The sequence below is a fragment of the Streptomyces collinus Tu 365 genome (genome assembly GCF_000444875.1).
In the GTDB taxonomy this organism is placed as follows: Bacteria; Actinomycetota; Actinomycetes; order Streptomycetales; family Streptomycetaceae; genus Streptomyces; species Streptomyces collinus_A.
The window spans coordinates 1,571,469-1,590,479 of record NC_021985.1 but is presented as its reverse complement, the minus strand read 5'-3'; the positions used below and the strand labels follow the sequence as shown (position 1 = coordinate 1,590,479).

At 75.5% G+C, this 19,011-nt stretch carries 14 protein-coding genes; 4 read left to right on the top strand and 10 right to left on the bottom strand.

The window, feature by feature from the left end:
* Positions 1 to 601: 601 nt before the first annotated feature.
* From B446_RS06575 to B446_RS06555, 5 genes are all read right to left on the bottom strand, one after another.
* A complete protein-coding gene (locus B446_RS06575) occupies positions 602 to 2,041 on the bottom strand; it encodes a GNAT family N-acetyltransferase (RefSeq protein ID WP_020938639.1) in 1,440 nt (479 codons plus the stop codon).
* Positions 2,042 to 2,194: 153 nt separating this feature from the next.
* On the bottom strand, positions 2,195 to 4,855 hold the full coding sequence (locus tag B446_RS06570) for a DUF6493 family protein (RefSeq protein ID WP_043474906.1): 2,661 nt from the start codon (positions 4,853 to 4,855) through the stop codon (positions 2,195 to 2,197).
* Complete coding sequence (locus B446_RS06565; RefSeq protein ID WP_078614651.1) at positions 4,852 to 6,258, bottom strand: SWIM zinc finger family protein; 1,407 nt, start codon at positions 6,256 to 6,258, stop codon at positions 4,852 to 4,854. The genes B446_RS06570 and B446_RS06565 overlap by 4 nt, the downstream gene beginning before the upstream one ends.
* 170 nt (positions 6,259 to 6,428) lie before the next feature.
* Complete coding sequence (locus tag B446_RS06560) at positions 6,429 to 8,015, bottom strand: alkaline phosphatase D family protein (protein WP_020938636.1); 1,587 nt, start codon at positions 8,013 to 8,015, stop codon at positions 6,429 to 6,431.
* A 95-nt stretch (positions 8,016 to 8,110) separates the two neighbouring features.
* A complete protein-coding gene (locus B446_RS06555; RefSeq protein WP_020938635.1) occupies positions 8,111 to 9,553 on the bottom strand; it encodes a PLP-dependent aminotransferase family protein in 1,443 nt (480 codons plus the stop codon).
* 113 nt (positions 9,554 to 9,666) lie between these two features.
* Here B446_RS06555 and B446_RS06550 point away from each other — a divergent pair, with 113 nt between their 5' ends.
* The gene (locus tag B446_RS06550) at positions 9,667 to 10,698 is read left to right on the top strand and encodes a DMT family transporter (protein ID WP_020938634.1); all 1,032 of its coding nucleotides are present in this window, start codon (positions 9,667 to 9,669) and stop codon (positions 10,696 to 10,698) included.
* Here the strand turns inward: B446_RS06550 and B446_RS06545 are convergent.
* Positions 10,676 to 11,506 (bottom strand): alpha/beta fold hydrolase, encoded by an 831-nt coding sequence (locus tag B446_RS06545; RefSeq protein ID WP_020938633.1) that lies wholly within the window; start codon positions 11,504 to 11,506, stop codon positions 10,676 to 10,678. The genes B446_RS06550 and B446_RS06545 overlap by 23 nt on opposite strands.
* A gap of 124 nt (positions 11,507 to 11,630) precedes the next feature.
* The gene (locus tag B446_RS06540) at positions 11,631 to 12,284 is read right to left on the bottom strand and encodes an NADPH-dependent F420 reductase (protein WP_020938632.1); all 654 of its coding nucleotides are present in this window, start codon (positions 12,282 to 12,284) and stop codon (positions 11,631 to 11,633) included.
* 121 nt (positions 12,285 to 12,405) lie between these two features.
* On the opposite strand from B446_RS06540, the gene B446_RS06535 reads away from it, so the two are divergent.
* Together B446_RS06535 and B446_RS06530 are read left to right on the top strand one after the other, a co-directional pair.
* On the top strand, positions 12,406 to 13,290 hold the full coding sequence (locus tag B446_RS06535) for an RNA polymerase sigma-70 factor (protein ID WP_020938631.1): 885 nt from the start codon (positions 12,406 to 12,408) through the stop codon (positions 13,288 to 13,290).
* A gap of 250 nt (positions 13,291 to 13,540) precedes the next feature.
* Positions 13,541 to 14,302, top strand: a complete 762-nt coding sequence (locus tag B446_RS06530) for a GntR family transcriptional regulator (protein WP_020938630.1) — start codon at positions 13,541 to 13,543, stop codon at positions 14,300 to 14,302.
* Positions 14,303 to 14,866: 564 nt separating this feature from the next.
* Here B446_RS06530 and B446_RS06525 read toward each other — a convergent pair.
* The 3 genes from B446_RS06525 to B446_RS06515 form a co-directional block, all read right to left on the bottom strand.
* A complete protein-coding gene (locus B446_RS06525; protein ID WP_020938629.1) occupies positions 14,867 to 16,024 on the bottom strand; it encodes an ROK family transcriptional regulator in 1,158 nt (385 codons plus the stop codon).
* A gap of 136 nt (positions 16,025 to 16,160) precedes the next feature.
* Positions 16,161 to 16,814 carry a response regulator gene (locus B446_RS06520; protein ID WP_020938628.1) on the bottom strand — a complete coding sequence of 218 codons (654 nt, stop codon included), beginning with the start codon at positions 16,812 to 16,814 and terminating at the stop codon, positions 16,161 to 16,163.
* Positions 16,815 to 16,830: 16 nt separating this feature from the next.
* Positions 16,831 to 17,982 (bottom strand): sensor histidine kinase, encoded by a 1,152-nt coding sequence (locus tag B446_RS06515; protein ID WP_020938627.1) that lies wholly within the window; start codon positions 17,980 to 17,982, stop codon positions 16,831 to 16,833.
* 107 nt (positions 17,983 to 18,089) lie between these two features.
* Here B446_RS06515 and B446_RS06510 point away from each other — a divergent pair, with 107 nt between their 5' ends.
* Positions 18,090 to 19,010, top strand: coding sequence for an ATP-binding cassette domain-containing protein (locus B446_RS06510; protein ID WP_020938626.1), 921 nt, complete (start codon positions 18,090 to 18,092; stop codon positions 19,008 to 19,010).
* The last annotated feature ends 1 nt before the right edge of the window (position 19,011 follow it).

The window sequence follows — 19,011 nt, the reverse complement described above, 5'->3', positions numbered from 1 at the left end:
CGTTCGGTGGGGTGCCCGCCCGATCGCTCGGTGGGGTGTCCGCCCGTTGGTGCGGCGCGCTGTCCGCCCGTTCGGGCGCCGGGCTGTCCGGGGAGTCGTTGGGTGAGTCGTCCGCCGGGTCGGCCGCAGGCCGTCTGCCGGGCCGTCCGGCGGACGTTTGGCGAGCTGTCGTCGGGGCCGGCCGCCGGGTCGTGCGGCGAGCTGCTGGGGAGCGGACCGGTGGCGCTGATTCGCCACGCCGCCGGCGCCGGGCCGTTCGGCAGCCGCTCGTCGAGCAAGCGGTGAGCCGTCGGCACACCGTCCGCTGGCCCGTCCGGTGTGCCGTGTGTCGGACCGGCCGCCGAACCGTCTGCTCGGCCGTCCGGCAGTCGTTCGGCGGTGTGCCGTGTGTCGGGCCGGCCGCCGAACCGTCTGCCCGGCCATCGGCAGTCGTTCGGCCAGTCATCCGCCGGGCCGCGCCGCGCACAGTTCGCCGGGCTTCCCGGCAGCCGTTCGATGAGCTGTCCGCCAAGCCGCCCGGCCCCCGTTCGTCGGAGCCCGGCGAGCCGTAGGCCGAGCCGTTCGCCCGGCCCCGGCCGGCCGAGCCCCCGGTGGGGCGGGGTCAGTCGCGGTGACCCCGGCCGCCGAGGTGCTGCGCGGTCGCGTCGTGCGGCGGCAGCGCGGGTGTCGCTGCGGCGCCGAGGCGGGCGGTGACCACCAGGGTGCCCTCCTCGATCTGGTAGTCCAGGGGGAGCCCGAGGCCGCGCATCGCGGCCACCATGCCGGTGTTGGACGCCTGCGTCACCGCGTACACGCTCTCGCAGCCCGCCTCCACCGCCATCGCCACCAGCCGGCCCAGCAGTTCGGCGCCGACCCCGCGCCGCTGCCAGGCGTCCTCGACGAGCAGGGCGACCTCCGTCTCGTCGCCGTCCCACAGCAGATGGCCGAGGCCGACGACGCGCCCCGAGGGCGTCTGCGCGGCCAGGGTCCGCCCGAAGCGGGGGCTGAGCAGGTGGTTCAGGTAGCGGTCGGCATCGCCCACGGGCCCGTGGTACCGCATGTCGAGGGTGCGCCTGGAGCACCGCTCGTGCATCGCCCGGGCCGCCGCCAGGTCACCGGTGTCCACCCGGCGCACCATGATGTCGTTCCCCTCGGGCAGCGTCAGCACGTGCTGGCCGTCCGGGATGCGCGGTCCGAGCCGGCTGTCCAGCTCCACCAGGGCCCTGGCCCGCGCGAACTCGGTCGGGGTGAACGGCAGGTACGCCCGCTCGACGGTGATCACACCGCCCTCCGGTGCCCGCAGCCGCATGACGGTGTCCTCCAGGGCGCCCTCCACCGGCACCGGCTCCGGCCCGCGACCACCCCCGGCCGGCTTCGCGGGCAGCGAACGGATCGTGCACCGGCCGAGCAACTGCCGCAGGGCAAGGGGCAGTTCCGCCGGGTCCAGTGCGGTGCGCGTGGCGAGACCCAGTACCCGGGTCGGTGCGTCCACCAGGTCGTGGGCGTCGGCCCGCTCGATCCATGTGGACACGCCCCCGGCCAGCGAGACCGCCCGGGTGATCTCGTCCGCCGTCAGCGACCCCGGTGCGCGCAGCAGGAACTCGTCGACCGTGCCGTCGGCGAGCGGGTGCGTCTGCAGGCTCAGGATGTCGACCCGCCGCCCGGCCAGGGCCGCGCACAGCGAGGCCAGCGAGCCCGGCTCGTCCTTCACCGTCGTCCGCATCCGCCACAACGTGCTCGCCGCGTCCCCGTCCCGCTCCGAGCGGCCGGCCTCCGGCGAGTGCCCGGCCGGCCGCCCCTCGGCGGCCGGCCGGGCGCCGGTATCGCCGGCGGGCGGCGGTGCGTGGCCGTGGCGGCGGGCCCACCAGGTGTGGAAGCCCGCCGTCGCGGCCAGCGCCAGGGCCGAGATCACCAGCAGCGCCGGACCGTCGGGCCCGTGCCCGATCAGGTTCGCCACCGCGTCCGCCACCGCGACCGCCGTGAACAGGGCGGCGAGCTCGACGAGATCGCGCCGCCAGTGGTGCGCGGGCCGTCCGTGCCGGGCCCGGTTCGACTGAGACATGTCTGGAGTCATGCAGCCACTGTGAAGGAACGGTGTTGCGTGATCACGAACGTTCTGTGACCGATGGGTAAAGCATGCTTCCGCCCTTTTTGTTGCAATTTCTACAGTTGGGGGTGCAGCCGTAGCCCGTACCCGGGCCGTCATCGAGGTGAATCAGGCCGCCACCTCCTCGGCCAGCGCGTCCCGCAGCCGCCGCGCCTGGGTGACCAGGCGGGAGGAACCGCGCCGGGCGGCGGTCGCCGCCAGGTGAGCCACGTCGCCCTTCGCCCCGGACCGCTCGGCGCACTCCGCCGCCACCGCCAGCAGGTCACCGAGCCCCCTGGCCGCCACGGCGGCGGCCTCCGGGCGGGCGCCCGCGAGGCCGGCCAGCGGCACGGGCAGGACGTGCCGGAGCATCTCCCACATCGTCGCGTTGGCCCCGGTCGCCGCCGCCGTCCGCGCCGAGTCCGCCAGCCGCTGCGGCTTCACCGCACCCCGCCCCACCAGCTCGCCCAGATCCGCTCCCAGCCGGGCCGCGTCCAGCTCCCCGCGGGCGGCGAGCACCAGCAGGGCGTCCACGGCGGCCAGCCGGTCCTCGGCGTGCCGCGCACCGAGCCCGTACGCCACGCACAGGTGCACCGCCTCGCCCGCCTCGCCCCCGGACTCGGCGAGCAGCGGAAGGACGGCGGCGCCCCGCTCGTCGTCCACCGCCGTGCCCGCGAGATCGCCCAGCAGTCGCGCCGCGACCATCTCGCGGCGCTCCGGCAGCACGGCGAGCCAGTGCCCGCGTATCGACCGGTCCCAGTGGGCGCAGTGCCAGCGGTCGGCGAACACCGACGTCGGCCGGCCGAGCCGCTGGAACTCCGGCGGGAAACCGTCCTGCAGCTCCGGGAGTTCGGTCGACTCCAGCAGGATCCGGACGCCTCTGGTGCGCCGCGCGGAAGACGGAAGGGTGTTCACCCCGGCCAGCCAGCGCGCCAGCCGCGTCCCCTCCGGGGTGCCGAGCGCTCTCGCCCGCCGTGCCGCCTGCTCGGCCGCCGCACGGTCGTCCCGGCGCACCCGCAGCAGCGCCTGGGCGAAGTCGGCCGCGCCCACCCGGGCGTCCAGTCGCCGGTACTCGGCGAGCCGGTCCACCAGCTCCTCCGGCTCCAGCAGCCCCGTGCTCCAGGACGGCATGGCCAGCAGCAGCGGCATCGGGTCCGTGCGCAGCCGGTAGGCCACCTCCCGCAGCCGGGCGTCGAAGACCCGGGAGAGGCCGCTGTGCACGCACTCGTACTCACTCGTCCGGCGCCGCATCCCCTCGTGCAGGGTGTGCGTGCTCACCACGCCGTGCAGGGTCGCGAGCAGGAGCTCCAAACCCTCCTGGGCGGTGAGCAGGCCGTAACGCGTGTTGCCGAACAGGTCCTCCCGGCCGTAGCGGTGCCGCTGCTCGGTCCGGGTCCACCAGCGGGTCGCGAGCACCGGGCCGAGCGCCGCGCGCAGTCCCTCCGGATCCTGGTGGGTGCGCCGCACCAAGCCGTCCAGCGCCCGCTCGAAGGCGGCCACGTCCCCGTCCGTGGCCAGCAGCGCGCCCACCTCTTCGGCCACTTCCTCGGCCGTCCGGGGCGCGGGTGCCGTCCGCACCGGCTCCGGGGCGGGCGGCAGCACCTCCTCGTACACCTCCTCCACCGTGTCGGCGGCGACGCCCAGCACGGCGGCCGCCCGCGTGCGCAGCGCCGGGACGAGCTGGGGGACCAGGCAGGCCAGTCCATCGCGCGCCTCGGAGTCGTCGAGCCGCTTCGCATGGCGCTCGACGAGCTTGAGCGCACGCTCCTGCACCTCGCTGTCCTCGTGCCCGAACGCCTGGGCCACGACCGGCAGCAGCTCCGCCGTGGCGCCGCCGTCCCGGGACAGCACCTTGCCCAGCAGCACGAGCTGGGCCCGTACGAGCTTCTTCTCGGCACGGAACAGCAGACCCTCGGACGCCTCGGCGAGCCGGCGCGAGGACAGCTCGCCGTCCAGCGCGAGGCCGGCGAGCACCGCCTGGGCGTGGGAGGCGACGGGGGAGACCGCGTCCCGGGCCAGCCCGGTCCAGTCGGGGATCCGGGCCCGCTGCTCCTCGCGGGTCAGCGCCAGCTCGGTCAGCAGCGGCAGGAAGACGCGGTGGTCGGTGGGGCCGCCGCCGCCGCGCAGCAGCCGGGCGACACAGGAGTCGACCAGGCTCGCGCGGTCCAGCAGGCCCTCCCGGGCCAGGGCGGCCAGGGCGCTCTGCCACGAGCCGGGTCCGTCACCGAACAGCCAGCGGATCTCGCCGAGATCCTTGAGCGTGAACAGCCCGCCGACCAGCGGTGCCAGGTGCGGCTCGCGGCGCAGCCGGTCGACCAGGTTCAGGCACCGGCCGGCGCCGACGTGCCGGACCCATCCGATCACGTAGGGGTCGGTCACCGGCACCTCGCACCCCGACCGGGCCACCAGCGCCGCCATCAGGTCGTACGGCACGCCCGCGGACTCGGGCCGCTGCGCCAGCCGGTGCGCCACGTCGGCGAGCCAGCCGGTGTCCCGGCCCTCCAGCGCGCGCAGCAGCGCGTCGGTGGGCGCCTGGTTCCAGCGCAGGTCGCTCGCCGCGATCCAGGCGGCGGCAGCGGCCGCTCCGGTGTGGCAGGCCGCCCCGGCGAGGTGCAGCGCCGGCAGCACCTTCATCGACCGGTTCTCCCACGCCGGGGTCTTCCGCAGCTCCTTGCGCAGCTCCTTCAACTCGGCCAGGCGGGCTCGCCGTTCGGCGTCCGTCAGTCGTGCCGTCAGCCGCAGCGTCTCCGCCGTCCGCCCGGCCCGTACGGCTTCCATCAGCTCGTTCATCGCGCACCCCCGCCGACGACCGCCGGCTGAAGCTCCGCCGCGGCGCCCCGCCGCACCATCCGTACCGCGAGCGCGTGTTTGCACGGCCCGCGTCCGCCCCGGTACTTCGCCCACCACAGACAACTGCACGTGAGCACCCCGGCCTCGTCCCGCACCCGGTGCGCGTGCCCGTCCTCGGCGGTCACCGTGGCGAGCGGACCGTCCAGGCTCACCGCGCCCGCCGCCACCAGGGCCCGGGCCGAGCGCAGCCGGGGGTTGTGCTTCTCGACGCGCTCGGCGTCGTAGGGCAGCTCCCGGTGGAAGTAGGCCGCCTCCGCCGTGTCGTAGCCGACGCGGCCCGAGGTACCCAGGCGGACCAGGGCGGCCCGCACCCGCTCGGGCGTCAGCCCCGCCGCGGCGGCGAGGTCGGCCACGTCGACACGGGGCTCCCACGCCAGCAGTACCGAGATCAGCTCCGCGTCCTCGGCGGTCTCCTCGGTGGCGAGGGCGTCCAGGACGCCGCCCTCGCCGGAGAAGCCGCGCGAGGCGTCCGGGGACAGGGTGAGCGTCAGCCGCATGCCGGGCAGGACCACCTCCCAGGCGGCGGCCTCGGCAGCGGCGGCGCCGACCGCCGGGCCGTACACCCGCAGGGCCGTGGCGTGCCGCAGCACCCGCTGCAGCGCCGCCAGCCGCTCGGGACCCGGCAGGCACACCGCGCCCGGCACCGGCCGCGTCGTCGGCCGCAGCGAGCGGCCCACCGGCACCACCCAGCGGGGCCCCGCGGCGCCCCGCCGCGCCCCGCCCGCCTTGGGCAGCCCGCGCAGGAACCGCACCGCCTCGTCCGCCGGCAGCTCCGCCCGCAGGTCGAACCCGGCCGCTACGACCTGGGCCTCGGCGAAGCCGCGCAGCCACCGGTCGGGCAGCGGGACCTTCTTCTCCACCACCGGCCCGTCCAGCGTGGTCACCGCCAGCTCGTCCGGACCGACGCGCAGATGCAGCGGGTCGTCCGAGCCGATCCGGGACAGCGCCTCGCGCAGCGGGTCGTTGACGTCCACGTTCGTCGTGCCGTGCCCCACCTCGCCGCCGTCGAGGCCAGGGGTGAGGACGTCGAGACGGGCGTACACCCCGCCGCAGCCGGAGAAGGACTCGAAGCGCAGCCGGTCGCCGTTGCCCGTCACCACCGGGTCGAGCGAGGCGCGCAGCTGCGGCTGGTAGTAGCGCGCGGCCGCCACGTCGGCCACCGCCAGCAGCGCCGCCGCGGCGATCTGAGGCGAGGTCACGAAGCCGGAGAAGAACCGCGGATGGTCCTGGAGACCCGTGGGCGTAGCGCCCCGGGACGTCTCCAGCCCGAGGAGGCGCCCGTCCGCCGCGGACTCGAGTGCGGAGGGTCGCCGATAGGCCACGGCCTGCAGTGATCGCGTCATGGAAAAACCGTAGAGGCGACCACTGACAATCGGCCTGACCTGCGAAGACGGCGGTCAGGCGGGAGAGTTGAGCGCTGGGCCGCCCGTGCCGACGGGGGCCGCGCACCGGGGGATGACGCCGGCGCGCGGCACGGCTCCGAGCGTACGGGACCCGCCGCCCCTCCGGTGCCCTACTGCCCGACCAGGCCGGGCCGCAGCGTCCGCGTGAACAGCACGGTGCCGTCCTGCTCGCGCAGCCGGACCGTCAGCTCGCCGCTGTCGCCGTCGATGTCGACCTCGCCGAAGAACTGGAACCCGCCGGCGGGCGAGACGTTCGACGCGGTCGGCGCCTTCACGAACACCCGCTCGGGACCGAACGTGCCGTCCAGCGCGCCGGCCGGGAACGCACCGGCGTTCAGCGGCCCGGAGACGAACTCCCAGAACGGCTCGAAGTCGGTGAACGCGGCCCGCGACGGCTGGTAGTGCTGCGCGGAGGTGTGGTGCACGTCCGCCGTCAGCCACACGGTGCCGGTGATCCGCCGGTGCTTGACGAACCGCAGCAGCTCCGCGATCTGCAGCTCACGGCCGAGCGGGACGCCCGGGTCGCCCTGCGCCACCGCCTCGAAGTTCGGCCGGCCCTCCGTCGTGTCGGGCACGACGAGCCCGATCGGCATGTCCGCGGCGATCACCTTCCACACCGCGCGCGAACGGGACAGCTCACGCTTGAGCCACTCCAACTGCTCCCGGCCCATGATGCCCTGCGGGTCGACGGTCTGGTCGTCGGGGGAGTTGGCGTCGCGGTAGGTCCGCATGTCCAGCACGAACACGTCCAGCAGCGGGCCCTGGCGCAGCACGCGGTGGACGCGGCCCTCCTTCGCGCCCTGCCGCAGCGTGGAGATCGGGAAGTACTCGCCGAACGCCCGCCGGGCGCGGGCGGCGAGCACGTCGACGCTCTTCTCCGTGTACCGGGTGTCCGTGGTGGCGATCACCTCGCCCGGGTACCAGTTGTTGCGGACCTCGTGGTCGTCCCACTGGACGACGGAGGGCACCTGGGCGTTGAACCGGCGCAGGTTCGCGTCGAGCAGGTTGTAGCGGAAGTTGCCCCGGAACTCCGCGAGCGTCTCGGCGACCTTCGCCTTCTCCTCGGTGGTGACGTTCCGCCAGGTGCCGCCGTCCGGCAGGGCCTGTGTCGCGGCGATCGGGCCGTCCGCGTAGATGTTGTCGCCGCTGCACAGGAAGAAGTCGGGATCGAGCCTGGCCATCGCGTCGTAGATGCGGTAGCCGCCCCGGTCGGGGTTGATGCCCCAGCCCTGGCCGGCCAGGTCGCCCGACCACAGGAAGCGCACGCCGTCCCGGCGGCGCCGGGAGACGGTGCGGAAGGTGCCGGTCACGGGCTCGCCGGTACGGCGCGGGTCGTCCGGGTCCGCGAGCAGGACGCGGTAGTGGATCTGCTCCCCGGAGGGCAGGCCGTGCAGCCGGGTGGTGCCGGTGAAGTCCGTGCCTGCGCCCAGCAGCGGGCCCTGCCAGCGGCGCGGGGCGCGGAACGACTCGGTGGCCGACGTCTCCACGATCATCCGGGCCGGGCGGTCCGCGCGGACCCACACCAGGCCCCCGTCGGTGGTCACGTCGCCCGTCTGCACGCCCCAGCCCGCCTCGGGCCGGCCGGAACGGGCGAACGCCGGTGCGGCGCCGAGGCCCGCCGGCAGGGTCAGGGCCGCCGACGCGGCGAGCGAGCCGCGCAGCACGCTGCGGCGGCCGGGGAACTGACGGTCTGACATGGCGGCGCCTCCAGGGACATGTTCCGGCCGGTGTGCACAGTCACACCTACTGGCGCGCCGAGGCGGGCACGCGAACCACAGGTGAACAACAGGCCCTACGGACCGGACCGGACGGCCGGCGCCGTCGCCATCAGCTCGACCCCCACACGGATCCGGGCGGGCGGCAGATGCGCGTACCCGAGCACCAGGCGCACTCCGGGGGCGCCGGTACGCGCGTGCGTGCAGGCGCTCAGCGGGCGCACGGCGACCCCGGCGGCGCGGACCCGCTCCAGGAAGCCGTCTTCCGGACCGTACCGTTCCGGCAGCTCCACGACGGCGTGCAGACCCGCGGCGATCCCGGAGACCCGGGCCTCGGGGAAGTGCTCGCGCAGCGCGGCCACCAGGGCATCGCGCCGCTCCCGGTAGGCCCGCTGGCAGCGGCGCAACTGCCGGTCGTAGTCGCCGCGTTCCAGGAACCGCGCGAACACCGCCTGGTCGAGCGAGGGATGGCCGAGGTCCGTGGTCCGCTTGCGCTCCACGACCTCCTCCGCCAGCCCCCCGGGCACCAGCAGCCAGCCCAGCCGCAGCCCGGGGGCGAGGGACTTGCTGACCGAACCGAGGTAGGCGACGCGATCGGGATCGAGTCCCTGGAGCGCGCCCACGGGCGCCCGGTCGTAGCGGAAGTCCCCGTCGTAGTCGTCCTCCAGCACCAGGCCGTCCACCGACCGGGCCCAGTCGAGCAGCCCGGCGCGCCGGGCCGCCGTACAGGCGATGCCGGTCGGGTACTGGTGGGCCGGCGTCGTCGCCACCGCCCGGGTGCCGGACGCGAACAGCGGCTCCAGCGCGAGGCCCTCCTCGTCCAGCGGCAGCGGTACGGCGCGCAGGCCGCTCGCCCCGTAGAGGGCGCCGTGCTGCGGGCTGCCCGGGTCCTCGACGCCGATCGTGCGCTGCCCGCGCGCGTGCAGGACGCCGCCGAGCAGGCTGGCCGCCTGGGCGACGCCGGAGACCACCACGATCCGCTCGGGGTCGGCCACCACGCCCCGGCGGCGGGTCAGCAGCTCGGCCAGCGCGGTGCGCAGCCGGGGCAGTCCGCGCGGGTCGGGATAGCCGAGGTCGTGGTGCGGCAGCCCGGCCAGCACGGCGCGCTGCGCCGCGGCCCAGGCGCCCCGCGGGAACAGCGACAGGTCCGGTGTGCCCGGCACGAAGTCGACTTCGGCGCCCGGGGAGTGCTCGGAGCCGTCACGCGCGCGTGCCGGAGCCGCCCGGACCGCGTCGCCCACCCACGTGCCGGCCCCACGGCCGCTGCGCAGGTACCCCTCGGCGACGAGTTGCTCGTACGCCTCCGTGACCAGGCCCCGTGACACGCCGAGGTCGGCGGCCAGGTCGCGGCTGGAGGGCAGGCGGGTGCCGGACACCAGCCGGCCCGCCCTGATCGCCTCACGCAGGGCCGCCTGGAGGGCTCGGCCACGCGCGCGTGCCGGCGCCGAGACGGCCGGCAGCAGCAGTTCCCACGCGGCGGAACCCGCCGGCCCGGCCGGATTGGTCCCCGATGACGTCATGGAAGTGGACCTTAAACCGGACCGCCCCGCTGCCTAGCGTCGCCGTCATGAGAGCCCCCACGACACGCACGAGGCCGACGGCCGCACCGGGGAAGGGCACCGCGAGAACCACCATGAAGAACGACACGGCCCGGGGAGCGCTCCTCGCCGCGCTCGCCTGTGTGCTGGTCGGCGGGTCCTTCACCGCCAACAGCGTCCTGGCCGGCTACCCGTACGCCGGGGGCCAGTTCCTCCGCTACGGCCTGGCCTTCGCGCTGCTCGCGCCGGTCGCCGGGCGGGACGGGGTCCGGCGGGTCCGCGCGCTCGGCGCCTCCCGCTGGGGGCGCCTGGCGCTGCTCGCGGCCGTCGGCATGGTCGGCTTCAACCTGGCCGTCCTCGCCGCCGAACGAAGCGCCGAACCCGCGGTCCCCGGGGTCTTCGTCGGCTGCGCCCCGGTCGTGGTGGCGGTCCTGGTCCCGCTGCTCGACGGGCGCCGCCCCCGGCCGGCGGTGCTCCAGGGTGCCGCGCTCGTGGCCGTCGGAGCCTTCACCGTGCAGGGCTGGGGCCGTACGGACGCCGCCGGGATCGCCTTCTCGCTGTGCGCGCTCGGCGGCGAGGTGGGGTTCGCGGTGCTCGCCGTGCCGGTGCTGCGGCCGCTCGGACCGCTGACCCTGTCCGCGACGGTGTGCGCCGTAGCCGCGGCGGAGTCCGCGCTGGTCGGCGCGGTCGCGGACGGCGGGGCCTGGCTGCGGCTTCCCGACCGGGCGGAAGGTGCCGCGCTGCTGTGGCAGGCGGTGGTCGTCACCGTCGTCGGCTTCGTGTGCTGGTACCGGGGGATGCAGCGGCTCGGCGCCGAGCGCGCCACGCTCTTCTCCGGGCTCATCCCGGTGGCGGCCGCCTGCACCGCCCCGCTCGTCGGCACCGGCTCCTACGGTCCCGCGCAGGCCGTGGGCAGCGCCCTGGTCGGCACCGGTGTCGCCCTCGGCTCGGGCGCGCTGAGGACCCCAGGCGCACGCCGGCACGCAGTGAGCAGCCGCACGTGCCCCCCACGGCCTCCCGGGCGCCAGGACGAGGCGCCTGACACCGCAAGGCCGGAACTCCCTGAGCCCGCCGGGAGTTCTGACAACGCGGGCTCCCCGCCGTTCAGCGGCTGCCGTCGAGGATGACCCGGGCGACCAGGGCCGGGTCGTCGTTCATCGGGCAGTGGCCGCAGCCGGGCAGCCGGACCAGCCGGGCGTGCGGGATGATCGTCTTGGCGCGGACGCCCTGGCGGCGGACCAGGAGCCGGTCACGGGTGCCCCAGGCGACGGTGACCGGCAGGCCCGGCAGTTCGTCGGTGAACTGGACGGTGGTGCCGGCGCGCAGGGTCGCGTCGAAGCCGGTGGCCCCCGCGAGCGCGAGCGTCTCGGCGACCACGGCCTCGGGTGAACGGCGGCCGGGGCGGCCGTAGATGGTGCTGGTCAGCGCGGTGCGTCCGGCCGCGGTACGCGACAGCCGCTCCACCAGCGGCAGCGGCAGGCGCTGGGCGATGCCGCGCATGGTGAGCAGCATCGTGAACGCGTACCGCCGTTCGGCCTCCGTCCAGAAGCCGGCCGGGGACAGGGCCGTGACGGACCGTACGAGTTTCTCGCGTCCCAGTTCCAGGGCCAGCAGGCCGCCCAGCGAGTTCCCGGCCACGTGCGGGCGGTCCAGGTCCAGGGCCTCGAACAGCGCGCCGAGTACGGAGTTGGTCGTCGGGAGGTCGTAGGACAGGCCGCCGGGCAGGCCCGGGGAGGCGCCGAAGCCCGGCAGGTCCACGGCGATCACCTCGCGCTCGGTCGCCAGGATGTCCACCACCGGGTCCCAGGCCTGCCGGTGGTGGCCGATGCCGTGCAGCAGGACCAGCGGGGCACCGCGTCCCACGCGCGCATAGGAGACGGTCACGTCCTTCGGGCCGTGCGTGGTGGGGACCTTGAAGGAGACGGTGGCGGACATGGGGGTGCTCCTCGTCTGGGCTGCTGACGGACGCCGTAGACAGCTTGTCAGCAATTACTACCGACGGGTAGCCCTTTGTCGCCGCCCGGACGGCCCGGACTGCCCGGACGGCCCGGAACCCCGCTCAGTCCCTCCGGCGCACCTCGAAGTTGAAGTCCGCGTGCCCGAACTTCTGGAGGAGGCCGAGCCACAGCGGCAGCAGCATCTCCATGGCCCGTGCCGACCCGATGCCGCCGAGGTCCAGCACCCGGTCGGCCGGCCACCCGAACTCCCCGAGCAGCTCCACCACCTGCCGCTTGGCGTCGGGGTCCGCACCGCACACGAACAGCACGTGGTCGCCCGGCACCCGCCCCGGGTCCACCATCACCCGGCAGTTGACGGTGTTCAGCGCCTTCACGACCCGCGCCAGCGGGAAGGCCCGCTGGATCCGCTCGCCCACACTGTCCGACTCCACCGGGTCCAGCCGCGGCCGGCCCTCCTCGAAGTCCAGCGGGTTGGACACGTCGATCACGACCTTGCCGTCCAGGTGTTCCGCCCCGGCCGCCCGCAGGGCGTCGAGCGCCACCTGGCCGCCCACCGCGTTCACGACCACGTCGGCGCCCCCGGCCGCGTCCGCGAACGTGCCCGCGTGCGCCCGGCCGCCCGCGGCCGTCGCCCACTCCACCGCGACCGGGTTGTCCTTCGACCGCGACCCGAGGGTCACCTCGTACCCCAGCTCCACCAGCCGTCCGGCCAGTGTGCGGCCCACCTCGCCCGTGCCCAGCACCGCGTAACGCATCGGTCACCTCCCGGACCCCGGCCGCCGGCCACCGGCGGTCCGCGGACATTGTGGGGCCGGCCGGTTCCCACCGGGCCGATTCTCCCTGGACACCCGCGGGTGTGTCGGCTGGGATGGGCCCGTGAGCGCAGACACCTCCACCGACGTCTTCGAGGAACACCGGCCCATCCTGATGGGAGTCGCCTACCGCATGCTCGGGCGGGTCGCCGACGCCGAGGACGTGGTCCAGGACGCCTGGCTGCGCTGGTCAGGCGCCGACCGCGCGGACATCCGCGAACCGCGCGGCTACCTCGTGCGCGTCACCACCAGGCTGGCCATCGACCGGCTGCGCCAGGTGAAGGCGCGCAGCGAGGCGTACGTCGGCCCGTGGCTGCCCGAGCCGTACGTCACCGAGTTCGGCGACTCCGTCGCGGACACCGCGGAACGCGCCCTGCTCGCCGACTCCGTCTCCCTCGCCGTGCTGGTCGTCCTGGAATCCCTGTCCCCGCTGGAACGCGCCGTCTTCGTCCTCCGGGAGGCGTTCGGCTACCCGTACGCCGAGATCGCCGCCATGCTCGACCGCGGTGAGGCCGCGGTGCGGCAGCTCGCCGGGCGGGCCCGCCGGCACGTCGAGGAGCGGCGGCCGCGCTACGACGTCGACCCGGTCCAGCGGCGCGACCTGACCGAACGGTTCCTCGCGGCCGCCGCCGGGGGCGATCTGCAGGGGCTCATGGCCCTGCTCGCGCCCGAGGCCCGGCTGGTCGCCGACAGCGGCGGCAAGGCCAAGGCCCCGGTACGCGTGCTGCACTCCGCCGACAAGGTGGGCCGCTTCCTGGCAGCCGTGGCCGCCAAGAACGCCGCCGACCTGTCCGTCCGGCTCGTGGAGGTCAACGGCGGTCCCGCGGTGCTCACCCTGGTCGAGGGCAAGCCCGACACCGTCTTCCAGCTGGACGTCGTCGACGGCGTCATCGCCACCGTGTACGTCCTGCGCAACCCCGACCGGATGGGCTCCCTGGCAGGTCACTGAGGCGCGCACCGGACTCGCGCCACCGCGGGCCCCCGTCGTCAGACGGGGGCTTCGCCGTCATGTCATCCGTGCGGCGGCGTGCGAACGCCTCATGAACGCTTCGCTGCGCCGCGCCCGTGCGCCGCCCCGGGGATCGAGGATTGGTCTTGACCAAGGGTTTCGGCCGCCTTATGGTCGCAGATAAGTGCAACAACCTTTAATAAACAAGGGCGCTAAAAACCGCCGGACCACGGCTCTTGCGGAGGACAGGGTGGGGACCACGCAGCTGGAATCGGTGCCGGAACCGAAGTACTGGCATCTCAAGACCGTGCTCAGTGAGGCACTGGACTCCGAGTTCTCGGTCGGTGAGATCCTGCCCAACGAGCGCGACCTGGCGGCCCGCTTCGGCGTGGCCCGGGCGACGCTCCGCCAGGCGCTCGAACAGCTGGAGCTGGAGGGCCGGCTGCAGCGCCGCCGCGGTGTCGGCACGACCGTCGCGCCCCCGCGTGTCGGCGTGGCCGTCGGCACCGAGCAGCACGACTGGCCGGGCTCGGGAGACGACGCCTGGCAGCCCGTCGACTGCGTGCAGGCCGCGCCGCCCGCCGGCGTCGCCGCGGCCCTGGAGATCCCCTCCGGCGAGGCCGTGCACATCGTGCGCCGCTCGCGGATGTCCCACGGCCAGCTCGTCGCCACCGAGCTGCTGCACATCCCGGCCGCCTCGGTGCCCGACCTCACCGCGATCGACGCGCCGTCCGGGCCCGCACGCGCGCGTGCGGTGCTGCGGGAACTGCAGCACCTGGAGCTGGAGGGCCAGGACCGCGCCGTCGAGCTGGGCTCCGCCCGCGCCGACGACGCCAGGGACCTCGACCGGCTGCCCGGCGCGCCGGTCCTGATGGTCACCACCCGGTTCTTCGCCGAGGGACGCACCGCCGCGCTCTCCGTGGCCACCTACCGGGCCGACACCTGCCGGCTCACCTTCGGCGACTCGCCCGGAGTCGAGATACACCACGACCCCGAGCAGCAGGCCTCCTGAACCGTCGCACCACCCACCCGCGCCCCGGTACCCCACCGGGGCGCGAGGCGTTCGGGGCTTCGCCGGGCTCGGAGTGCCGCCTGCCTTCGTCGGCCTCCGCACGCCGTCCATCTCGGGCACCCCTCCGCAGCCGCCGGGAGCCGCGGATCGCCGAGCGCCGCCGGCCTCCCTGGGGCGCTCGCCTCTGCGCGGCGCTTGTCTCCACGCACCCCGCGCCCGCAGGCGTGGCTCGCCTCCGCGCCGGCCGCACGCACCCCGTGCTCCCGGCGCCCCGCCGCCCGGCGCGCACGACGCGGAGGCCGGCAGCGCCCCGCCGCCCACCGCAGGCAGCCGCACACCTCACGCCCCACGCGGCCGGGCTGCGGGCCGCATGAGGACACGGCTGCACATGGTGCCCCCTCGGCCCCCGGGCACGGCTCACCTTGCGTCCCCAGCCCCCGACGTGACTCCGCCGCGTGCCCTGCCGCCTCCCGGGCACGGCGCTCACCTCGCGCCCCCGCAGCCCCGAGCCCGGCTCCGTCCGGCAGCGGCCGCGCCGATCCGCCCCCGCAGACCCCGACCGTCTCACCGACGCGCCGTCACAGTCCCCTCCACGGCGAACAGTTGTTCCTCCACGTGGTCCAAGGCCAGACGCAGCGCCCCCGTCGCCACGGCTGCCTCGCCGAGCACGGACAGTGCCACGCGGGGCGGTCGCAGGCAGTAGCGGGCCAGTTCGCGGCGCAGCGGGTCGAGTACGCCGTCCAGGCCGGCCGCCCAGCCGCCGATCACGACCAGCTCCGGATCCAGGGCCAGCACCAGCGCGGCCACGTCGTGGACGAGCCGCTGGATGAACCGCTCCACGGCCGCCGTCGCCCGCCGGTCGCCCTTGCGGGCCAGCGCGAACACCTCGGCCACCGCCTGCTCGTCCAGGGGGTGCAGCGGCTCGTCGGTGGTGGACAGCAGTGTCTCCGGGGTCGCCTCCCGGCCCAGCAGGTGCAGCGCGCCGATCTCCCCGGCCGCGCCGCCGTACCCCCGGTGCAGCCGTCCGCCGATCAGCGAACCCGCGCCCGGGCTGAGCCCGGCGAGGACCATCACCACGTCGTCCGTCTCCCTCGCCGCGCCCTTCCAGTGCTCGGCGACGGCCGCCGCGTTGGCGTCGTTCTCGACCAGCACCGGGCACTTGAAGGAGCGGCTGAGCCGTTCGCCGAGCGGCAGGCCGGTCCACTGCGGCAGCGCCGTGCTCAGCCGTACCGTCCCGTCCGCCTCCACGATGCCCGGCGTGCCCACGCCCACCGCCCGCAGCGAGCCGCGCGGCACCCCGGCCCGGCGCAGCAGCTCGGCCACCGCGCCGCGCAGCCGGTCGAGCCGCTCGTCCGCGGCGGCGGTCTCGTCGACCTCCTTGGCCTGCGCGCCGAGCACCCGCCCGTCCAGGTCCGACAGCAGCGCGGCGACCCGGTGGGGGCCGATCTCCAGGCCCAGCAGGTGCCCGGCCTCGGCCCGGAACCGGTACCGGCGGGCCGGCCGCCCCTGACGGCGCGCGGTGCCCTCCTCGGCCGCCTTCTCGACCACGAGCCCGGCCTCGATCAGCCCCTCCACGACCCCCTCGACGGTCGGCCGGGACAGTCCGGTGACCCGGGTGACCTCGGTGAGGGTCGCGCAGTCCGTCGCGCGCAGCGCGTGCAGCACCACCGCGGAATTGATCCTTCGCAGCAGCGAGGGATCGCCGCCGGTCAGCTGCCCCACCGTCCGTCCTTCCAGCTCGCGCGCGTGTTGGGCGGATCGTACTCGGCCCGGCGCACCCCGGCGAGTGCCGGGCCGCCCGAGCCGCGCGGGCGACCCACGCTCCGACCCTGGCACCGGCCCTCGGACCGGCCCCGCGTCAGCCCGGCGTGACGAACCCCGACTCGTAGGCGGCGATCACCGCCTGGGTGCGGTCGCGCGCGCCGAGTTTGGCCAGGACGGCACTCACGTGCGACTTCACCGTCTCCGTGCCGACGACGAGCCGGGCGGCCATCTCCGCGTTCGACAGCCCACGTGCCATCAGCCGCAGCACGTCCGCCTCACGCTCCGTCAGGCCGGCCTCCGAAAGCCGGCCGCGGGGCGGGTGGTTGTCGCCGTACCGGGCCGCGAGCCGCCGTACGGAGGCGGGGAACAGCAGCGACTCGCCCTCCGCCACCAGCCGCACCGCGTGCACGATCTCCGCGGGCCGGGCCCGCTTCAGCAGGAACCCGTCGGCTCCCGCGCGCAGCGCCTCGTACACGTACTCGTCCTCCTCGAAGGTCGTCACCACGAGGATGCGGGGCGGGGCGTCGACGGTGCGCAGCACCGCGCGCGTGGCCTCGATGCCGTCCATCAGCGGCATGCGGACGTCCATCGCGACCACGTCCGGGCGCAGGCTGCGCACCAGCGGGATGACCGCCGCCCCGTCGGCCGCCTCGCCCACGACCTCGATGTCGGGCTGTGCCTCCAGCACGGCGCGCAGACCCGCGCGCACCAGGGGTTCGTCGTCCACGAGCAGTACGGTGACCGGCATCCGGCCAGCCTAGAGGTCAGCCCAGCGGCAGTTCCGCGCGCACCCGCCAGTCCCCTTCGTACGGCCCGGTCAGCGCGTCGCCCCCGAGCAGGGCGGCGCGCTCGCGTATGCCGCGCAGCCCGCTGCCCCGCCCCGGCGCGGGTACCTCCGCGTCCAGCGGATTGCGGACCTCCAGGACGAGCGTGCCGTCGGCGACGGCCACCCGCACCCGCGCGGGGACCGCTCCCGCGTGCCGCAGCACATTGGTGAGCGCCTCCTGGAGGATGCGGTACCCCTCCCGCGAGACCGGCCCCGGCACCGCGGCGACGGGCCCGCTCACCTCCGCGTCGATCTCGGCGCCCGAAGCACGTGCCGAGTCCAGCAGGCGGTCCGCGTCGGCCAGCGTGGGCCGGGAACTCGCCGGCCGCTCGGACTCGCGCAGCACCCCGAGCACCCGCTCCAGGTCCTCCAGAGCGGCCCGGCCGGTCTCCTCGATGGCCACCAGAGCCCGGCCGGTGAACTCGGGATCGCCCGCCGCCCGGGCCGCACCCGCCTGCACCACCGCCACCGTCAGGGCGTGCCCGATGGAGTCGTGCAACTCGCGCGCGATGCGGGTGCGTTCCAGCAGCTGCTCGGTACGCTCCTCCAGGGCGGCCAGCCGCTCGGCGGCGGACGGCCCGAGCAGCCGGCGGGCAAGAGCGGTGGCCAGCGCACCGAAGCCCACCACCAGCCCGTACAGGACGAGCAGGGGAAGCGGGGCGAGCAGCCCGTACGCCCAGTGCGGCCGTGCCCGGTCCAGCACCGGGACGGCGGCGGAGTACCCGCAGGCGAGCCGGATGAGTGCGTAGGTGAGGACCGGCAGCCACACCGAGGCGAAGGTCGCCGGAACCGCGAGCAGCATCCGCAGCTCCAGCCACAGCACCGTGCGCCCCCGGTCCCGCCAACTCGCGGACGGCGTGACCGAGATGCCCGTCCCGTCGGTGTCGGGCGTCAGCAGCAGCCGGGCCTGGACGCCCTCGCCCACCCGCACGGCGGGCAGGAGCCCGACCGGAACGAGGACGAGCGCGGGCACCCAGGGCTTCGACGGGTCGATGAACAGCCACACGCTCTCCATCAGCATGGGCACCCACAGGTGCAGCAGGCGCGTGTACGTCGTCCCGCGCAGCAGCGGGCGCAGGAAGCGGGCCATGCGGACATCGTCGCAGGCGGCGGTGACAGCCGGCCTCCCCCGCGGGAGGGAGACGCTCCCCACCGGCGGGGGAGGAGCCCGGCGGCGCGCCCGGCCAGGCTGGAGCCATGACCAGCATCGACGTACGAGACCTCACCAAGGAGTACGGCAGCCGGCGGGCCGTGGACCAGCTCACCTTCAGCGTCCGCCCCGGCCGCGTGACCGGCTTCCTCGGCCCCAACGGCGCGGGGAAGTCCACCACCATGCGGCTCGTCCTCGGCCTCGACCGGCCGACCTCGGGCACGGCCACCGTCGGCGGCCGTGCCTACGCCGAACTCAGCGACCCGCTGCGCCGCGTGGGAGCCCTGCTGGACGCCCGGGCGGCGCACGGCTCCCGAACCGCGCACGCCCACCTGCGCGCCCTGGCGGCCGCCGGGCGCATCCCGGCGGGCCGGGTCGACACCGTGCTGGAGGAGACCGGGCTCGCCCAGGTGGCCGGGCGCAGGGTGAGGACGTACTCCCTCGGCATGCGGCAGCGGCTCGGCATCGCGGCGGCACTCCTCGGCGACCCCGAGGTGGTCCTGCTCGACGAACCCGCCAACGGCCTCGACCCCGAGGGCATCGTCTGGATCCGCTCCCTGGTGCGCCGGCTCGCGGGGGAGGGCCGTACCGTCCTGGTCTCCAGCCACCTGATGAACGAGACCGCCGCCTTCGCCGACCACCTGGTGATCCTCGGCCGCGGACGGCTCCTCGCGGACACCCCGGTCCAGGAGTTCATCCACGCGCGCGTACGGCCCGCGGTGCGCGTGCGCGGCACCGACGCGGCCGCGCTCGGCGAACTGCTCGCCCGGCACGGGCACGACGCCACGCGGGCCGCCGACGGGACCTGGACCGTGTGCGACGCGCGCGTGGACGACATCGGCCGCCTCATGGCCCAGGCCGGGGTTCCCGTCCTGGAACTGGCCGCCCAGGAAGCCACCCTGGAACAGGCCTACTTCGACCTGACCGCCACGGAAGCCGAGTTCACCGCCCAGCCCCAGGAGGCCTGAC